Below are 19,849 nucleotides of genomic sequence, written 5' to 3'. Positions count from 1 at the left end.
GCGTCAAAAACCGATTAAATTTCCTTTTATCACCATAAATAAAATAATGCATCTTAAAACGAGCAATCTCATATATAAAAAGGAGCTGTCAGCAAATGCATAATATGCATTTTGCGACAGCTCCTTTGTTTATTTTGCTGTTTCTTTTTTGATTTGTTTACTTCTTAATTGACCACAAGCAGCGTCAATATCGGCTCCATTTTCCCAACGTACGCCACAATGAATACCTTGATCCTTTAATGTTTCAAAAAACGCTTGAATGGTTTCCGAATCACTACGTTGATAATGACTGTGCTCGTCTACCGGATTGTAAGGAATCAAATTCACATAGGCTAATTTACGGTGATTCTTCAATAACTTAGCCAACTGTATCGCTTCTTCCTCATGATCATTAACATCTTTCAGCATAATATATTCATACGTAATACGACGATTCGTCTTTTCCAAATAGTAATCAACAGACTTCATCAGCTTTTCAATAGGAAACGCCTTATTAATCTTCATAATATTGCGGCGCAATTCATTGTTTGGTGCATGAAGGGAAATCGCTAAATTTACTTGCACACCTGTATCGGCAAATTGATAAATTTTATGAGCGAGCCCGCTTGTCGATACGGTAATATGTCTAGCTCCAATGTTTAAACCTTTATCATCATTGACAACATATATGAAATCCATCAAATGAGTAAAATTATCCAACGGTTCACCGATACCCATGACAACAATATGGCTTACTCTTTCATCTTTTTCCCGCGTATCTAAATGCTTTTGCACCATCATAATCTGTTCGACGATTTCTCCACTTGTTAAGTCGCGGCTTTTGCTTAATAACCCACTTGCACAGAAGCTACAGCCAATATTACAGCCTACCTGTGTGGTTACACAAACAGATAAACCATAATTAAACCGCATTAACACCGTTTCAATTAAGTTACCATCTGCTAAACGAAACAAAAATTTAATCGTGCCGTCTTTTGATTCCTGCTTTATTTCTTCTTCTAACGTTCCTAGTACAAAATGCTCTTCCAACAGCGCGATCGTCTGTTTGTTCACATTTTTCATGTCCGAAAATTTATGAATACGTTTCTTATACAGCCAGTTCCACACCTGATCAACACGAAATCGTTGCTGCCCATGTTCCATGAGCCAATCCTTCAGCTGTTCATATGTTAATCCATAAATGGATGATTTACTCATGCATTTACCCTCATTTCTAGATAATCTCATTTCCAGAGTATCCGATCTTCCGTCTATCATCATAATAATGATTCACCATATTATCTTACTTCATGATAGAATTTGTTGCAAATCTCTACGTTTTTACTTTTAGCATTTATAACATCTTTTTCCTAAAAACGAGGGTAAATAGCACACTTTAATGAAGAAGGGCGATTCCCCTTTATGGATAACCAAGCTGAAGAATTAAGGCAACACGGTTTCTCCCATTAAGTAACGATCACATTCTCTTGCTACACCACGTCCTTCGTTAATTGCCCAAACAATGAGACTCTGCCCTCGACGCATATCTCCTGCGGCAAACACACCTTCTACATTCGTCCGATAATCATCATGCTCTGCGGCTACAGTGGATTTTTCTGTCGTCTTTACGCCTATTTGCTCAAGCAAGCCTTGCTCTGGACCTTTAAAACCAATGGCAATAAGAACTAAATCCGCTGGCCAAACTTTTTCTGTTCCCGGAATTTCTTCGCGAATTTTATTTCCTTCTGCATCATAGCGAAGTTTCACAGCAACCGTATGAACCTCTTTCACATGACCTTTACCATCACCGACAAACCTCTTCGTCATGACCGCATAGGCTCTCGGATCATCACCAAACACACTAGCGGCTTCTTTATGCCCATATTCTACACGATGTATTTTAGGATATTGTGGCCATGGATTTGTGTCGCTATCACGTGTAAGTCCTTTTTTATCATAAATATCAAATTGTGTAAGACTTTTACAATGATGACGCACTGCGGTTGCCAAACAATCGGTTCCTGTATCACCACCCCCAATAACGATGACATCTTTGTCACGTGCAGAAATATAATTTTCATCCTGTAAATTGGAATCTAATAAACTTTTCGTGTTCGCATGAAGAAAGTCCATCGCCCGATGAATACCTTTCAGATGACTTCCTTCGACTTGAACATCACGGTGGACGGTTGCTCCTCCACAAAGAAGAATGGCATCAAATTCATTTTTTAACGCTTCATACGTCTGATCTTTTCCTATTTCCGTATTCGTAATAAATGTAATTCCTTCTTGTTGTAAGATTCTTACACGCCGCATGACGATATCATACGAGAGCTTCATTTCTGGAATCCCATATGTGAGCAGGCCACCAATTCGATCATCACGTTCAAACACCGTCACAAGATGCCCTGCTTTATTTAACTGTGCAGCAGCAGCTAAACCTGTAGGTCCTGAACCTACAACAGCAACTTTTTTCCCCGTCCGCTTCGTTGGTATATTCGGCACTACCCACCCTTCTGCAAATCCTTTTTCAATAATGGAACGCTCTACTGTTCGAATTGCCACTGGTGGCTCATTAATTCCTAGCACACAAGCTCCTTCACAAGGGGCGGGGCAAGCAATACCGGTGAATTCAGGAAAATTATTTTGCTCATGTTCACGCGCTAACGCTTCCTGCCATCGTCCTTCATAAACCAATTCGTTCCATTCGGGAATAAAATGATATACAGGGCAACCGGAAGTAACGCCCTCTATTTCCATACCTACATGGCATGTTGGCACACCACAGTCCATACAGCGCGCACCTTGCTTTTGCACTTCTGTTTCACTTAAAGGAATGGTGTAATCGAACCAGTCTTTCGTCCGTTCTTTTGCATCTCGCCCATTTCTCGTTTGTCTTGTATATTCCATGAATCCAGTCTGTTTCCCCATCAAAAACCTCCTCCTATAGTATGTTTAGGCAATACTATGTTTAGGCAATACTTTTTTCACTTTCTCATTCTGACTTATTCATAAACATTGTATCTGCTAGTGCACCCATTACTTTCTACTGCAGGCGGCGTCGCCAAAAACGCTCCTTACAGGGGCTTAAGACTTAAGCCTTTCCCACTGGAGTATCTCCCTTCGTTCCAAGTAACGGGGTTTGGCATTCATGCATTCGTAAGGATTTTCAATAATATGTCACATGCAAATAGACATATAGATCTGCAAACAGTTCGGGGAGTTATCCCCACTGCTTTTTTATACGAGCAAATCAGGATCGGGCGCTGTTATCTCCCTCTTGACTTGTACAACGCACAACGCTAATTTTTAAAGTGGGGTTTATATTTCGGATAAAAAATCTAATGCAGAACACCTACTGGTTTTTCCACTTTCTCTCCTTGCTTACTTGCTTGAAACGCAGCCATTTCTGCATCAAATTTGCTATATCCTTGGTCTTTTAAAGCTTGGATTTTTTCTTGCATTTGCACATAAGCAATTGGAACAACTTTCACAAATTGATGTACATATTTGTCCCAATAGTTTAAAATACGCTCCGCATGACTACTATTCGTTGCTGAGGCATGCTGTTTTAATAATTGTGCAAGCTGACCAATCTCTCGCTCGTCCGTTAACGATTGTACGGCAACTAATTCCCCGTTTAGATGAGAACGAAATATTCCTTCTTCATCTAGTACATAAGCCGTTCCACCAGACATACCAGCTGCAAAATTTCGTCCTATTTTACCAAGAACGACCACGGTTCCACCAGTCATATATTCACACCCATGGTCACCGACACCTTCAACAACTAGAGTAGCGCCACTATTTCTAACGGCAAAACGTTCGCCAGCAATACCACGAATAAAAGCTTCTCCACGAGATGCCCCGTAAAACGCTACGTTTCCAATAATGGTGTTCTTTTCGGGAGCAAAGGTAACAATTGGGTCAGGATGCACAATCAGTTTACCGCCAGATAACCCTTTTCCGACAAAATCATTTGCATCTCCAATTAACCGCAAAGTCATACCTGGTGGAATAAATGCACCAAAGCTTTGTCCAGCAGATCCGCAAAAATTCAGTTTAATGGTATCTTCCGGCAAACCTTCTTCTCCGTAACGCCGCGTCACTTCACTTCCTAATAATGTACCCGTCACTCTGTTTATATTCCGAATGGCTGTTGTAAATTCGACGGGCTGCTTGTGTTCCAAAGCCTCGCGACAATTTGGAATTAACTCCTGGAAATCCAATGTTTTTTCAATGCCATGCTGTTGGTCCATCGTTGCATAGCGCCCTACGGAGTCCGGTACATCTGGCTGATAAAGAAGCGCTGATAAATCAATCCCTTTTGCCTTCCAATGCGCAATACTTTCGTTGACTTCTAAAACATCCGTTCTACCAATCATTTCATTAATGGTTCGAAAGCCTAAAGATGCCATAATTTCACGTGCTTCCTGGGCAATAAATGTCATAAAATTGACGACGTGATCAGGGTCTCCCGTAAATTTCTTCCGTAACTCTGGATTTTGGGTTGCTATACCCACTGGACAAGTATCTAAGTGACAGACCCGCATCATTACACAACCAAGCGCCACTAAAGGTGCTGTGGAAAACCCATATTCTTCTGCCCCTAACAGACTAGCGATGACAACGTCTCGTCCTGTCATCATCTTTCCATCTGTTTCGACAACAATTCGGTCTCTTAACCCGTTTAATAATAATGTTTGATGCGTCTCTGCTAAACCAATTTCCCATGGTAGTCCAGTGTGCTTCATACTCGTTCTTGGAGCAGCACCTGTACCACCATCATAACCACTAATTAATACAAGGTCAGCACGCCCTTTAGCGACGCCAGCAGCAATTGTTCCAACCCCCACCGCGGAAACAAGTTTCACGCTAATACGGGCCTTTGGGTTCGCATTTTTTAAATTGTAAATAAGCTCCGCCAAATCTTCAATGGAATAAATGTCGTGATGTGGAGGCGGGGAAATAAGTTCAACCCCTGGAGTAGATCCGCGAACTTCTGCCACCCATGGATACACCTTATTGGCTGGTAGCTGTCCTCCTTCTCCAGGCTTTGCTCCTTGTGCAACCTTAATTTGGATTTCATCTGCATGGACAAGATAATGACTGTTAACACCAAACCTTCCTGAAGCAACTTGTTTAATTGCACTGCGTCGTAAGTCACCGTTGGCATCACGGGTAAAGCGATCAGGCGATTCGCCACCTTCTCCACTATTACTCCGCCCTCCTATCCGGTTCATAGCAATTGCTAACGTTTCATGCGCTTCTTTACTAATCGAACCAAATGACATAGCGCCTGTCTTAAATCTCGCACATATAGAGGCAACAGATTCTACTTCTTCTATTGGGATTGACTTGCGTTTCTTAAAGGTTAACAACCCACGTAACGACTGCAAATTCTTTCTTTCGTCGGTCAATAGCTTTGAATACTCCTGAAACAATTCATAATTTCCAGTACGACAAGCATGCTGCAAAGTATGAATCGTTTGAGGATTGTATTGATGGTCCTCCCCATCTTTGCGGTATTGATATTCATCCCCTGATTCCAGAGTGCTATTTCCCCCACGCGTCGGATTAAATGCTCGCTCATGTCGCATACGCGTTTCTTGTTCGATTATATCTAACCCAATTCCACCCAATCTAGAAGCTGTATGTGTAAAATAGTTGTCAATAACGTCTTTATTTATGCCTATTGCTTCAAAAATTTGCGCCCCACAGTAACTTTGAATCGTTGAAATCCCCATTTTCGACAGCACTTTAATAATTCCATTTGTCACGGATTGGTTATATGTTTGAATTGCCTTCTCCGCTGAAAATGCAGTAATTTCCTCCGCTGCAACCATTGCTTCTATCGTTTGGTGGGCTAAATAAGGCGTAATTGCTTCAGCACCATAACCAAGCAATGTAGCAAAATGATGAACTTCACGCGCTTCCCCTGTTTCAACCAATAAGCTAATCTTTGTTCGCATCCCTTTGCGAATAAAATGATGATGCAATCCTGACACAGCTAATAGAGCAGGAATGGCTGCCTTCCGCTGATCGATGCCACGATCTGACAAAATTATCAGTACCGCTCCGTTCTCTACAGCTTGGTCAGCTTCTGCAAACAGATGCTGCAATGCTGTTTCTAATTTATTTTCTGTTGCATGCACACGAAAATGAATAGACAACGTGGTTGCCTTTAACCCTTCTAACTGTTGATAACGTATTTTATCTAATTCCTTACACGTTAGAATAGGGGTTTGTAATCGTATTTGCCGACAGCTATCTGCTGTTGGTCGCACTAGATTCCCTTCTGCTCCAATACTCGTTTCTTTCATAGTAATTAATTTCTCTCGAATAGCGTCGATTGGTGGATTGGTCACTTGGGCAAAAAGTTGTTTAAAATAGTTGTATAATAATTGAGGTTTTTTCGATAATACGGCTAGTGGCGAATCATATCCCATGGAACCAATTGGATCTTTCCCATCCTTCACCAAGGGTTTCATTATTTTTTGTAGATCCTCTCTTGTATAACCAAAGGCTTGTTGCTGAACCAACACATTTTCTTCTTGTCTTACCGATTGCGCTTGTATATCTGGGATATCTTCGAGTGCCACTTTATTTTGTAACCATGCTTTATAAGGCTGTTCCGTAGCAACTTGTAACTTAATATCATCATCTGGGACAATAATCCCTTTCTCCAAATCCACTAATAACATACGACCTGGCTCCAGTCGCCGTTTATAAAGAATATCATCGGCAAAAATATCTAATGCGCCTACCTCAGACCCAAGCACAATCATGCCGTCTTTCGTAACATAATACCGAGCAGGGCGCAAACCATTACGATCTAAACAAGCTCCTATTTGTCTACCATCGGAAAAAACAAGTGCTGCTGGCCCATCCCAAGGCTCCATTAATGAACTGTGGTAATCATAAAAGTCGCGCCGTTCCGCACGCATCGTCGTATCATTTGCCCATGATTCAGGTATCATCATCATGGCAGTATGTGCTAAAGACCTTCCTGATAAATGCAAAAATTCAAACGTATTATCGAATATAGATGAATCACTGCCATCATAATCAATAACGGGAAGCATCTTTTGCATATCTACTTCGGAAAAATAAGGAAAAGAACATAATTTTTCTCGTGCTCGCATCCAATTGACATTGCCACGTAATGTATTAAATTCGCCATTATGAATCGTGTATCGATTTGGGTGGGATCTTTTCCAGCTTGGAAAAGTATTCGTACTAAATCTGGAATGCACTAAAGCAAGTGCTGATTTAAAATCTGGGTGGTTTAAATCAATATAAAACGCATCTAACTGTTCGGGGATAAGCATCCCCTTATAAACAATGGTCGTTGTTGAGAGACTACAAATATACACATCTTCAAGCTCTGGGTGGAGTGATGCGGCTTGTTCCATTCGTTTACGAATCACATATAATTTACGTTCAAAAGCTTGTTGATCTTGTATATCTGTTGCTTTTTGAATGAAGATTTGCCGTATTGTCGGCTTTTTCTTCATTGCCAATTTGCCTATAAATGATTCATTCGTCGGTACAGGTCTCCAGCCAAGAAAATGCTGACCTTCTTCACGTATAATCTGTTCAAACATTGCTTTTGTTTGCAAACGAACTTCATGATCCTTAGGAAGAAAGAGCATTCCTACACCGTACTCCCCTTGAGCAGGGAGTTTTATCCCTTCTTTGGCACATTGCTTTTGAAAGAAGCGATCTGGTATTTGTGTTAAAATTCCTGCTCCATCACCAGTACTCGTATCGGCAGATTGGCCGCCTCTGTGTTCCATATTACACAATAGATTGATGGCATTTTGCACAATATTATGTGTTTTCTTTCCGTTAATATTGGCAATCATCCCAATGCCACAGGCTTCATGTTCAAAGTCAGGATGATACAATCCTTGCACTTTCGGGTAATCCTTTTTTGTCATCCAACTGTCCCCTTTCTTGACACCTGTTATGTCGGTTTCCTTGTTTGATGATTTCGAAAAATCACCCTGCAATCGTTGCCTACTTTTAAAAAAACTCGCTTATCACCCAATGGAGTGAAAGCTATTCTTTTGTATAATTAACGCTCCTGCAAGTGCTTTTCAAAGCATATGGCAGTTCTCTCAATGCGAGCCACGGCGGTTTCTTATACGGTAGGCGATATGCCTTTTTCCTAAGACAAAAAAAGTGTAGTAATATTACTATATCATAAACGAACGTTTAACTCAAAATTCTGATAAGTTATTTTAATACAAATTGATTTAATTTTACTAATTGAAAACGCTGTCATATCAATCTTTATAAAATTATCATGCATGATGAATGCATGAGGTTAAGCGCTTTTTCCACCATACCATGATAGATTTCTATCATATAAAATATTTTTTACGAAAGCTATTCTTTAATTCTGCCAGCAAGTGGTAAGCAGCATCAATAATCGTCGTGCTATAAGCCGATCATTGGACGGTAAGCAAAAAAGCACTTATCATTGCTTATTAAGAAGAATGAAGGGAATGGTATCATGTCTAAACAAAAAACCTTTCATCGCATTCCACTATCGGTGTTAGATTTAGCTCCGGTAAATGAAGGTAGTAATCCAAGGGAATCTTTTCAACATAGTGTGGAATTAGCAAAGCATGTAGAAGCGCTCGGATTTAACCGTTATTGGTTAGCGGAGCATCATAATATGCCTGGTATCGCGAGTTCAGCAACCTCTGTTCTAATCGGACATATTGCCGAAAAAACGAACCATATTCGGGTGGGTGCAGGCGGGGTTATGTTGCCTAATCATGCGACACTCGTCATTGCTGAACAGTTTGGAACGTTAGAGTCGCTTTACCCAGGTAGAATCGATCTAGGGCTAGGGCGAGCGCCTGGAACAGACCAAGCAACGTCATATGCTTTGCGTAGAACGTTAAACATGCGTGTGGAAGATTTTCCGATGCAAGTAAATGAATTACAGGACTATTTTGCCAAAGAACCAATATCTAAAGTGAAAGCTGTGCCTGGTCAAGGTTTGAATATTCCTATTTGGCTATTAGGCTCCAGTGACTTTAGCGCCAGATTAGCTGCACAAAAGGGATTGCCTTTCTCGTTTGCTAGTCACTTTGCTCCCGCATATACCATACCAGCTTTACGACTATACAGGGAGCAATTCCAAGCATCAGAACAACTTCAGAAGCCTCATGCCATGGTAGGTGTGAACGTTATTGCAGCAGATACAGATGAAAAAGCAAATTATATTGCTACCTCGTTGCAACAACAGTTCTTGCATTTACGTCGTGGACAACCGACGAAGCTTAAAGCACCAATAGAAAATGTGGAAGCACATTTCTCTGAATTCGAATTGCAAGCTATTAAGCAAACACTTGATCCAACAACAACCATTATTGGTAGCAAAGAAACCGTTAAACAAGGGCTAGAGCATTTCTTGGAGAAAACAGAAGCGGATGAAATGATTATTAGTTCACAAATCTACCATTTAGAGGATCGCTTGCGTTCCTTTGAAATAATTAGCGAATTAATGGACGAAACAAATAGCTAGCGACACGGAAAGAGCGGTCCAGCAACTTGCTTGGATCGCTTTTTCCATAAGATAAAAAAGTATAAAAATGGTTGCTTTGGGATGCCGATTTAACGGAATAGCCACGTCCGGCTCCATCGCCCAGCAACTAGGCGACTTCGAATTGCGGTTCGTGCTAAATAGGGGCCGACTAAAAAACGGGCTTGCCTTAGGGCGTCGGCATACCCCTGATGTAGTGGCATGATTCCTAAAACTTTCGTTGTTTCCTTCCACTCGCTACGTAGCTAAACGGGCGCCCCAAGCCTTTGTTCTTACATACTGCTTTAATCCTTTTGCTTACGTAATAGCTGTTTAATTTCTTCCAGCTCTTCTTGTAATTCTGCGAGCTTTATATCCGTTGGGGAAGGTGATTCTTCCCTATTTGCTTCTTCCACATTGTTTACCACAACACCGACAAATAAGTTTACAATAACGAAAGCACCAATTAAAATGAACGTCACAAAATACCACCAAGAAGATGGATCTTCTGCTAAAATAGGTCGCATCACACCACTTGCCCAAGATTCTAAGGTAATAACTTGAAACAAAGTTAACAGTGATTGATGCAGGGTGCCAAAATATTCTGGAGCGATAGAATGGTAGAGTAACGTTCCAATTACGCCATACACATAGAAAAATAATCCTAATAACAGTAAAATCGTTCCCATTGATGGTATGGTTAGTAACAAGGCGTTGACCATTTTTCGCAATGAAGGAATAATGGAAATTGCACGTAAAACGCGAAGCACTCGCAAAATCCTTAGTACTGTTACATAGGAGCCTACTAGTAGATGCCCACTTAGTACAATGACAAAATCAAAAACACTCCAAGGATCTGTGAAAAAAGCTTTGATAGAAGTGCTTCCAATTAAACGAATGACGATTTCCACGGTAAATATCCACAGCAAAGTTGCATCAATGATCATTAGCCAATGTCCGTATGTATTCGCAATCTGCGGATACGTTTCTAGCCCTATTAATATAGCATTTATAATAATTAAGCTAATGATGATATTCATAAATACTGGGCTGTTTGAAAGAGCCGAGCATCTTTGTTGTATCGCTGTCATATGCTACCACGTTCCCCCCATTATGTTCTGTTGTCATTTTACCTATTTTATGTGGATTTGTCACTTATCAACAGGGAACATCAAACTTCAATCTTTTTGAGAGCTAAGCTTATGAAATTAATACTATATATATAAAAGGGAAATAAGATTCAACTTTATAAAACATATCATATACCTCCCCTTTCAAAGAAAATGAAACATCATTCATCCAATTATAGTTAATTAATCATTGATTACAAAAACATATAAAATTATTTATCAATATTATATTTGTTGTTAACAAACCTTGTTTTATCCCCAATTCTTACAGCGTCGTTTTTGCTTTTACTATATTCGTCTTAGGGAAGTATAACAAGTTTATTCAATTAATATATGAAACATGGAAGGAATATTACTTACTCAAAAAAGGAAGAGATAATTGCATAAGGGTTTTATAAAGCTTGAATACTATTCGTAGTTGCTTATTTATAGTGACTTTGTTCATGTTGCATGTTGTTTTAAATAGGAATATAGGAAAATCTGTTTTATATGAGCCCCATTCCTGTTTTACATATGTCAATTTCATTAAATTAGTTTGATTTTTAATGGAAGCATTCTCCACATATGAAACTTCCTTCGTTTTTTAAATACGCTTTTATTTCTGTCATCCCTTTACGCTTTGGGTAGCGCATTTTTATAAAAACAACATCGTCACCCTTGATTTGTTTACCGCATTTAGTACACTTAGGTTCTTCTCCAAACATTTATATCACCCCTAATCAAATTTTGTTTATTTATTCTTATTACGATTAAGTTTTAATAAAAGTTCCTTCAAAGGCTAAATGTCATAGTGAATTTTGAAAGCCGCAAACTATCACAAGTATCCTTCATTTCAAATACAAATGATGACAAAAGGAACTCTTTCATATTGTGTTTAGTGCTTTCATTGCTACGGCTACCAATAATTTAAAAACCAAGTAAGATGTTGTCTAGATATTTAGTAGGCACACCTTAAGTTTCAAACATCAACATTTACCTTTAACAGTAGCCATTATTAGAAAAACTTGGCTTGTCGCCAAGTCTTATGGCGAATGGCATAGTTTTTCTTATACTATAAACCTTTAAACTTTTATACTTTCCTATAGTGTAAAAAAACGACTGACCCAATAAAGAATGAATCAGTCGTAAAAATAGGGGTATAGTATCTGTTTAAACAGCTGCTTTTTTTTACCTTAAGCTTTCATTTTTTTAGCTACATCAATCGTACGTCTTGCTTGATGCTTCACAGCTTCTTCAACATCTTCTACCATTTTTCCGTCTTGTCCTTGTGTTACGCTAACACCATACGGATTTCCACCTGATGTAAAAGCAACTTCATTTGTATATCCTGGTGGTACAATGATTGCACCCCAGTGCATCATGGATGTATATAAAGATAAAACGGTCGCTTCATGCCCACCATGTGGATTAGAAGCAGAAGCCATTGCACTTACAACTTTATTAGCTGTTTTACCAGCTGCCCAAAGGCCACCTTGCATATCTACAAATTGCTTCATCTGTGAAGCGACATTACCAAACCGCGTTGGTGTAGAGAAAATAATGGCATCTGCCCATTCAATATCGTCTGAAGTAGCTTCGGATATATTTTTTGTTTCCTCAACATGGGCTTGCCATGCTGGATTAGCTGCGATTGCCTCTTTTGGTGCAAGCTCTGGAACCTTTACAAGCCTTACTTCTGCACCTGCTTCACTTGCTGCTTCTTTTGCCCAGTTCGCTAGTTGATAGTTAATTCCTGTAGAACTGTAATAAATGACTGCTAATTTTACTTTTTCCATAATATTGTCTCCTTTATTTTTCTTGCTAGATTGGATAGAAGTTTTATCAAAATAGAGAAATATGATCCTTATCTAGTTCTAAACTTTCCATTCCTGCTGCAATTTATTACAAAGCAACGTAGTTATTGTATCCCTATCTTTTTCATGGTAAGCGCGCATACGGAACGTCTACTATATACTTCCTATTTCAACAAGGAACGAATAGAGGAGAAAACACTCGCCTACATTAAAGATTCACTTTATAACTAGGTTACTTTATGTAACTAAAATACCCTATTCAAATACCTTTGTCAAATAAACGATCTTTATGACAAAAGTCATCGTTTTCTGAAAGCATCTGATACTTATGTAAAAACTTACATAGGGACAAGTAGCTTTCATAACGGAGGGCGACTCACGCTCCGCACGACGGCTGGTGGTTTGCCTATAACGCAAAATTTTTACTTACTATTTGTTGTTACCTTTAAAAAAACAATCTATAATAGCATTGTGACAAGTGTCTAAAAACATTAATCTCATAAAAAAGGGAGCATTGTGGATGGGAAAAAGAATTTTCTATTTTTTATTAACAAACGTTTTAGTGCTATTAACGATTAGTATTATTTTTATGCTAATACCTGGAACATGGAATTATATTGGTGAGAATGGGCAATTACAACTTGGTACATTACTCATTTTCAGTGCCATTATTGGTTTCACAGGATCTTTTATCTCATTAGGGTTGTCTCGTTGGATGGCCAAAAAAATGATGGGTGTACAGGTGCTAGATCCTAATGGCAATTTGAACGCGCAAGAGCGACAAATTGTTGATAAAGTACATCGTCTATCGCGTGCTGCCGGATTAATGCACATGCCTGAAGTAGGGATTTATCAAGCAAAAGAAGTAAATGCGTTTGCTACAGGGCCTACTAAGAAACGGTCACTTGTTGCTGTATCAAGTGGCTTATTACAGGAAATGGATGATGACGCTATTGAAGGGGTGATTGCCCATGAAGTTGCACACATTGCCAATGGCGATATGGTAACAATGACATTACTGCAAGGTGTTGTAAATACCTTTGTCGTCTTCCTTGCGCGCATCGCGGCTTTCATTGTGACTCGTTTTGTAAAAGAAGAAATAGCGCCTATTGTGCATTTTCTAGCGATTATCTTCTTCCAGATCATCTTTTCTGCACTTGGTAGTCTCCTTGTATTTGCTTATTCCAGACACAGAGAATTTCATGCTGACAAAGGTGGGGCTGACTTAGCAGGAAAAGATAAAATGCGTCATTCATTAGAAGCATTAAAGTTGTATTCCAATCGTGTACGTCAGGAAGAACAAGCTATTGCTACATTAAAAATTAACGGTAATAAGAAAGCGTCTATATTTTCAACACACCCAAGCTTAGATGAACGAATTGCTCGCTTATCTTAAACTTAAGTACGTCTGAGAAGAATCGCACCGATCATGCTATTCTTGTATTGAAATGTGTTAAACGAAAATGCAAGGCAACCTCGAGCCCTGATAAATGGGGTTGCCTCTTTTTATACATGCTTAAAAAGGTTTGATGTGTTTTACTTTTTTAATTCATTCCGTGCAGAACTTGCCTTTTTTCCTTTATACCTGACCTGAAATCCTGTTAAATAGGTAGCAACATACGATAAATTCGGAAACACCATATCCGCATCTCGCATATCCTCTTCTCTTCCCCCGACCAGTATGGAGGTTAGACCAGCTTTTTTCCCCGTTTCCATATCAACATGCCGGTCGCCAATCATATAACTAGCCGGTAAATCAATCTGATACTTCTTAGCTAATCGTTCAATCATAGTCGGATGTGGCTTTCTGCAAGCACATCCCGCATGTGGTTTATGCGGACAATACGCAATAGCATCAATTACTGCACCGTGAATTGCCAATTCTTCTGTCATTCTTTGATGAACGTTCGTTAAATCATCCTCCGTCATATAACCTAAGCCAATACCACCCTGATTCGTTACAACAAATACAGCATAACCGAGCATGTTAAACTGTTTTATTGCTTCTCCAACACTAGGCAACAGGAAAAAATCTTCTAGCTGATTAACAAACTTAACACGATCTGACAATACTTCATTAATAACACCGTCACGGTCAAGAAACACTGCTGATGATTGCATATTTTCACCTCCATGTAGTAAAGCTTCCATAATAGACGACTTATATTTTCTATACAACGATAGGATCTAAATTTTAAGAACTACTGCCATTCACTTAACTGCGCTTTACAAAACGCAAATAAAAAGCTTCATCTCTCTAATAAAGAAATGAAGCTTATAATTATATTATTTGGAACCCCTTTGTTTTCATGCGCTTATTAAAAAATTATTTTTGTTCGATTAGTTCACGCATCGTCCCATTTTTCGCAAAATTAATATGCCAACTAAACGCTTTTTCCAAATTATGCGGTGTCTGTCCCCCACCTTGTAAAGCGTCTCTGTAGTATTCCCATAATTGCTCTTTATACATCGGATGTGCGCAATTTTCAATGATTAATGGAACCCTCTCTCGCGGAGCTAAACCTCTTAAATCCGCATAGCCTTGCTCCGTAACAAGTACATCCACATCATGCTCTGTATGATCCACATGCGATACAAATGGCACAATACTAGAAATATCGCCTGCTTTTGCAATGGACTTCGTGACAAAAATGGATAACCTAGCATTTCTAGCAAAATCACCGGAACCGCCAATTCCATTCATCATCTTCGTTCCACATACATGTGTTGAATTTACATTTCCGTATATATCAGCTTCTAAAGCCGTATTAATTGCAATAATACCTAGGCGACGAATAATTTCCGGATGATTGGAAATTTCTTGCGGACGCATAATGATTTTATCACGGTAGGCATCAAACCTGCTAAAAACATTCTGCATTTTTTGCTCTGATAATGTTATGGAGCAACAAGAAGCAACGCTTACTTTTCCAGCATCTATTAAATCAAATACAGCATCCTGCAACACTTCCGAATACACTTCTAAATTTTTAAATTCCGACTGGAGCATACCGTGAAGCACCGCATTTGCAACGGAACCAATTCCTGATTGTAAAGGAGCCAATTGTTCTGTTAAACGCCCCTCGGCAATTTCTTTTCGTAAAAAATCCAGTAAATGACTAGCCATTATTTCTGTTTCATGATCTGGCTGTACAATCGTCGATGGAGAATCTGGCTGGTTTGTAAATACAATTCCTCGAACCTTCTCTATATCAATCGGAATACCGATTGTTCCAATCCGATCTGCAACTTTTTGGAGCGGTATAGGCTCTCGTTCCCCCTGTTGATTAGGACTATATAAATCATGCACGCCTTCCAATAATTGTGATTGTGACGTATTGATTTCAATGATTATTGACTTTGAATGTTCCGCAAAGACAAGCGAATTTCCAATCGAAGTAGTTGGTATGACCTGCCCGTCATCCGTTATAGAAATCGCTTCCAAAACGGCGTAATCCACCTTTTCTAACACATTTGCTCTTACCATTTCCGCCGTATGCGAAAGATGATGATCAACAAATAAATGTTCCCCAGCATTTATTTTCTTTCGCATCGTCGGATCAGCCTGAAATGGTAAGCGTTTATGAATAATACCTGCATCTGCCATCATTTTGTCAATATCAGAGCCTAAAGAGGCGCCTGTAAACACATTGACTTTCAGTTTTTCACCCGCTTCAGCTCGGTGAATAAGCGCTGTCGGCACAGCTTTTACATCCCCTGCCCGGGTAAAGCCGCTTAAGCCTAGCGTCATACCATCTTGAATCCAAGATGCTGCTTCTTCCGCAGTCACTACTCGGTCATGTAAACGAGCATCGCCGATTCTATCCAATTTTCTCCCCATCCCTAGACCCCTTTCCATTTTATTAAGAATATACAATCTATTTTATATGAAGCGCTTTCTTATTTGCGGATCTATGACAGAAATAGATAGAATCGGATTGAAGCAGAATATATATTGTTTAAAACACAGACCTAAAAGCCTAATAATTTTCGAAAATAACTGGAATACGATTGACTTACAGGAAGTTGATCTCCGTTATCCATAGCTAACAAAAAAGTAGAATGTGTATCAGGATAAATATGTGTAATATGGTTTACGTTCACAATAAATGACCGATGACAACGGATAAAATATTCCCTCGGTAACATATATTCAAATTCCTGAAGTGCTTTCCGATGTATACCTGTAAATTCTTTCGTAACCACCCATGTCTTCCTTTCCTTTACTTCCAAGTAAAGGACATCATGAAACGAAAGCGGCTTCCAACCATCTGATGTTTTCACTGTAATAACAGACTTACCTTCTGTTAGCGCTGGATAAATCGCCATTACACAACCTTCTAGTTCATTGTTATAGTGAAATGGTACAGCCATTCCATGGTAAGGAACACCATATATTTGCCGATCAATAAACTCGGATACCTTTTGTTCGGAGACAATTGCTTTATCTGCTAGCGTTCCTTCCTTAATTGGGTCACCGGGACGAATTTTCAAATCAACTCGTAAGCTTGGACGATAGTAGATATACGCTGTCGTCGAAGTAACAGCAATAGAAACTTCATCAGAAAACAACTCCCCAATTACATCCAATAAAGAACTCGTCGTAAGTCGTTGCATTTTTCTAGATACCCCTTTGCGAAGTCATTCATTATTTCAATTCGTTACAGCTGGTTATGGCAAAAGTTATTTTATATTATGAAAGCTTTTGTCTATCAAATTCTGCGTAGAAATAAAGAGATGGTTCCGGCCTAGCGTCATGACGATTTTTATCATGTAAATGTTTCTGGCATGACTACTGCGACTACTTCTGCCTTGGCACAACAAATTTTATCCGCATAAACTTCCGTCATAATTTTAAACTTTTTCGGATGGATCTCCTCTACCATACCAATTGCTTTCAGTGGCGTACCATGTGGCGTTGGTTTCATAAAATCTACATGCAAGGATGCAGTAACAAAGCGAGGTGGCTCTGCCCCATCCCCAATGACATACCCATTTTTCTTATGCAACACCATGGAAGCGGAGCCAGTACCGTGACAGTCAATTAATGAAGCAAGTAAGCCCCCATATACAAAGCCCGGAATCGCCGTATGTTCTTTACGTGGAGTATATGTAGTTACCGTTTGTTCACCATCCCATACTGTTTTTAATTGTAGCCCATATTCATTAAGTCTTCCACACCCATAGCACCAAGCATAATCTTCTGGATAAATATCTTGAATTGCCTGTTCCTCCATTTCTTCCCCTCCTTTTTGCCTAGTATATCACAGCTTCATATAGTAACTCGTTAATTAGATTATTTTTTATAAAATTACTAATCTTAAAACATAAACTTATAAGATTTCTAGTGATGACATTGGTTATAATGTTCGCTAGAATAAGCATAGAAGGGGTTGTTCAAATAAATTTCCTTCGTTAAAATAATAAGTTGGAGCTATGTTTCATAATTATTCAAAAGAAAATTTAGAGATGGGGTTTTGTGGCATGAAAAAGCTAGTCATATTAGGCGGGGGATATGGCGGTCTGAAAGCGCTATTAAGTTTACTTGACCATCAGTTGCCAGAAGATGTAGAAATTACACTTGTCGACAGGAATCCTTATCATTCTGTGAAAACAGAATTTTATACAATTGCAGCTGGGACGTCTGCAGATAAAGACGTACGCCTCCATTTTCCTGACGATGAACGTGTTCGTTATGTGTATGGAGAAATTAAAAAAGTGGATACATCCAATGCAATAATTACTTTCTCCAATAAAAGTGAGGTTATCAAGTACGATTACCTCATCATCGGATTAGGTTGTGAAGATAACTATCATGGTATTGAAGGCGCCAAAGAGTTCACGCATAGTGTACAGACATTTTCCAATGCAAGAAAAACAGGGGTTGCTGTTTGTGATTTAAAAGCATATGGGAAGGTGTCTATTGTAGGTGCTGGATTAAGTGGTATTGAAGTAGCCTCAGAAATTAGAGAGAGCAGACCTGACTTAAATATTCGTTTACTTGATCGTGGTGCAACCGTATTAAAAGCATTTGATCCTAAAATTCAACAATATGTAGCGGAATGGTTTGTTGCAAATGATGTTGACGTGTTACATCATGCAAACGTAGAGTATGTGGAAAAGGATGGCGTTTGCAATAACGGTGTTTGCTATGTTAATGACGTTACTATTTGGACAGCTGGCGTGAGACCAAATTATTTAGTGCGAGAACTTTCATTTGCTAAAGATGAACAAGAAAAAATTATTGTCAATGAGTATTTCCAAGTGCCAGAGAATACAAATATATACGTAGTAGGTGACTGCGCTTCTTCCGAATTTTCACCGAGCGGTCAGCTTGCTGGCCAACAAGGCGAACGCGTAGCGGAAGTGTTGTTAGCTGTATTGCAAGGAAAACAACCGAAGAAACCAAAAGAAATTAGATTAAAAGGAACATTAGGATCACTTGGAAAATCAGATGGCTTTGGCAATATGATGCAGAAATCATTGACTGGTCTATTGCCGCGTATTGCAAAATCAGGTGTACTTTGGTTAAGTAAGCGGCACTAATTTTACTAGATGATAGAACTACATTGCGGTTTTTTTAGTTCATAGATGTGGCAACTAAGGAGTATAAGAAGAACTTAGCTTATCGTCAAGTCTTATGGCGAAAGCTGTAGTTTTTCTTATACGATAAACCTTTAAGCTTTTTACTTTCCTATAATATTAGAAAAACTTGGCTTGCCGCCAAGTCCCATAGCTGAAGCCTTCGTTTTTCTTATACTATAATCAATAATAATTTTTATACTTTCTTATAGTGGAACAAAGGCTCGGGGCGCCCGGTTAGCAACGTAGCGAGTGGAACGAAGCAACTAAACTTTTAGGAATCATGGTGAACCAATGATCACTTATCGTAGGGCGATTCGTGAAGTCGCCTAGTTGCTGGGCGCTGGAGCCGGACGTGGCTAAATAACTTAGTAAGTTTATCCACAGCTGCAAAATTTTATAATTTCCCACTAGCGTTGCATAAAAAGTAATGCTTCAAGTCAAGCGTTAATTTTCCATTTGAGACATATGTAACAGAATTTTCTGATATATGTTATTTGTACACAATGAAAAAAAGACAACAGGCATGAGAGGTAGCCCTTCATCCATTTTTTGAATAGTATATACTTTTAAACGAATGGATCGTATGTTAAATCATCTAAGTGTAACACGTCTCCTGTCTCATATTGTGCTAGGGTCTCTGCAAAAATTCGCTCATTGTCCCACCTTCGTCGTCCACTGGACTCTCGCTCTGGTTCTTTACGTACTTTCAAAATAAAGGTTGCCATGGATTGATCGTAACCATCCTTTATCCAACGCAACATTTCCAGCAAGGTTCCTTTGAAACCTATTTTATTTTTCATTAGGATGATCAGGCAAAAGGT

Annotated in this window: 13 protein-coding genes and 2 pseudogenes; 3 read left to right on the top strand and 12 right to left on the bottom strand. The window is 39.2% G+C overall.

Annotation, left to right across the window (positions count from 1 at the left end; genetic code table 11):
- Positions 1–129: 129 nt before the first annotated feature.
- The 3 genes from rlmN to gltB form a co-directional block, all read right to left on the bottom strand.
- Positions 130–1,197: a dual-specificity RNA methyltransferase RlmN gene (gene rlmN / locus HLX49_RS13975; RefSeq protein ID WP_296362640.1), complete on the bottom strand. Its 1,068-nt coding sequence runs from the start codon at positions 1,195–1,197 to the stop codon at positions 130–132.
- A gap of 225 nt (positions 1,198–1,422) precedes the next feature.
- The gene (locus HLX49_RS13970) at positions 1,423–2,910 is read right to left on the bottom strand and encodes a glutamate synthase subunit beta (RefSeq protein WP_296362639.1); all 1,488 of its coding nucleotides are present in this window, start codon (positions 2,908–2,910) and stop codon (positions 1,423–1,425) included.
- A 410-nt stretch (positions 2,911–3,320) separates the two neighbouring features.
- Positions 3,321–7,922: a glutamate synthase large subunit gene (gene gltB / locus HLX49_RS13965; RefSeq protein ID WP_296362637.1), complete on the bottom strand. Its 4,602-nt coding sequence runs from the start codon at positions 7,920–7,922 to the stop codon at positions 3,321–3,323.
- Positions 7,923–8,500: 578 nt separating this feature from the next.
- Between gltB and HLX49_RS13960 the strand changes: the two genes are divergently transcribed.
- On the top strand, positions 8,501–9,523 hold the full coding sequence (locus HLX49_RS13960) for an LLM class flavin-dependent oxidoreductase (protein ID WP_296362635.1): 1,023 nt from the start codon (positions 8,501–8,503) through the stop codon (positions 9,521–9,523).
- 302 nt (positions 9,524–9,825) lie between these two features.
- Here the strand turns inward: HLX49_RS13960 and HLX49_RS13955 are convergent, their stop codons facing one another.
- The 4 genes and pseudogenes from HLX49_RS13955 to wrbA form a co-directional block, all read right to left on the bottom strand.
- Positions 9,826–10,611 (bottom strand): ion transporter, encoded by a 786-nt coding sequence (locus HLX49_RS13955; RefSeq protein ID WP_296362633.1) that lies wholly within the window; start codon positions 10,609–10,611, stop codon positions 9,826–9,828.
- Positions 10,612–11,192: 581 nt separating this feature from the next.
- Positions 11,193–11,354 carry a Fe3+ hydroxamate ABC transporter substrate-binding protein gene (locus HLX49_RS13950; protein WP_077702254.1) on the bottom strand — a complete coding sequence of 54 codons (162 nt, stop codon included), beginning with the start codon at positions 11,352–11,354 and terminating at the stop codon, positions 11,193–11,195.
- 67 nt (positions 11,355–11,421) lie between these two features.
- Positions 11,422–11,601: pseudogene (locus tag HLX49_RS13945) on the bottom strand (IS1595 family transposase); the annotation flags it as partial.
- Positions 11,602–11,822: 221 nt separating this feature from the next.
- The gene (gene wrbA / locus HLX49_RS13940) at positions 11,823–12,425 is read right to left on the bottom strand and encodes an NAD(P)H:quinone oxidoreductase (protein WP_101933264.1); all 603 of its coding nucleotides are present in this window, start codon (positions 12,423–12,425) and stop codon (positions 11,823–11,825) included.
- Between the two features lie 538 nt (positions 12,426–12,963).
- On the opposite strand from wrbA, the gene htpX reads away from it, so the two are divergent.
- The gene (gene htpX, locus HLX49_RS13935; protein WP_101933263.1) at positions 12,964–13,839 is read left to right on the top strand and encodes a protease HtpX; all 876 of its coding nucleotides are present in this window, start codon (positions 12,964–12,966) and stop codon (positions 13,837–13,839) included.
- A 140-nt stretch (positions 13,840–13,979) separates the two neighbouring features.
- Here htpX and HLX49_RS13930 read toward each other — a convergent pair whose 3' ends face one another.
- From HLX49_RS13930 to HLX49_RS13915, 4 genes are all read right to left on the bottom strand, one after another.
- Entirely contained in the window at positions 13,980–14,564 is a 585-nt protein-coding gene (locus tag HLX49_RS13930; RefSeq protein WP_296362628.1) for a D-glycero-alpha-D-manno-heptose-1,7-bisphosphate 7-phosphatase, read from the bottom strand.
- A 205-nt stretch (positions 14,565–14,769) separates the two neighbouring features.
- Positions 14,770–16,284, bottom strand: coding sequence for a succinyl-CoA:acetate CoA-transferase ScpC (locus HLX49_RS13925; protein WP_296362626.1), 1,515 nt, complete (start codon positions 16,282–16,284; stop codon positions 14,770–14,772).
- Positions 16,285–16,415: 131 nt separating this feature from the next.
- On the bottom strand, positions 16,416–17,060 hold the full coding sequence (locus tag HLX49_RS13920; RefSeq protein WP_077702249.1) for a LytTR family DNA-binding domain-containing protein: 645 nt from the start codon (positions 17,058–17,060) through the stop codon (positions 16,416–16,418).
- 152 nt (positions 17,061–17,212) lie between these two features.
- Positions 17,213–17,680, bottom strand: coding sequence for a PaaI family thioesterase (locus HLX49_RS13915; protein ID WP_077702248.1), 468 nt, complete (start codon positions 17,678–17,680; stop codon positions 17,213–17,215).
- A 247-nt stretch (positions 17,681–17,927) separates the two neighbouring features.
- Here HLX49_RS13915 and HLX49_RS13910 point away from each other — a divergent pair, with 247 nt between their 5' ends.
- Positions 17,928–18,989 carry an NAD(P)/FAD-dependent oxidoreductase gene (locus HLX49_RS13910; RefSeq protein WP_077702247.1) on the top strand — a complete coding sequence of 354 codons (1,062 nt, stop codon included), beginning with the start codon at positions 17,928–17,930 and terminating at the stop codon, positions 18,987–18,989.
- Between the two features lie 605 nt (positions 18,990–19,594).
- Here the strand turns inward: HLX49_RS13910 and HLX49_RS13905 are convergent.
- Positions 19,595–19,849, bottom strand: a pseudogene (locus tag HLX49_RS13905) (IS4 family transposase); the annotation flags it as partial.

Source organism: Virgibacillus sp. (assembly GCF_013393565.1).
Lineage (GTDB): Bacteria > Bacillota > Bacilli > Bacillales > Amphibacillaceae > Virgibacillus > Virgibacillus dokdonensis.
Note: the sequence above shows the minus strand (reverse complement) of the source record. Positions and strands in the feature narration are given on the sequence as shown.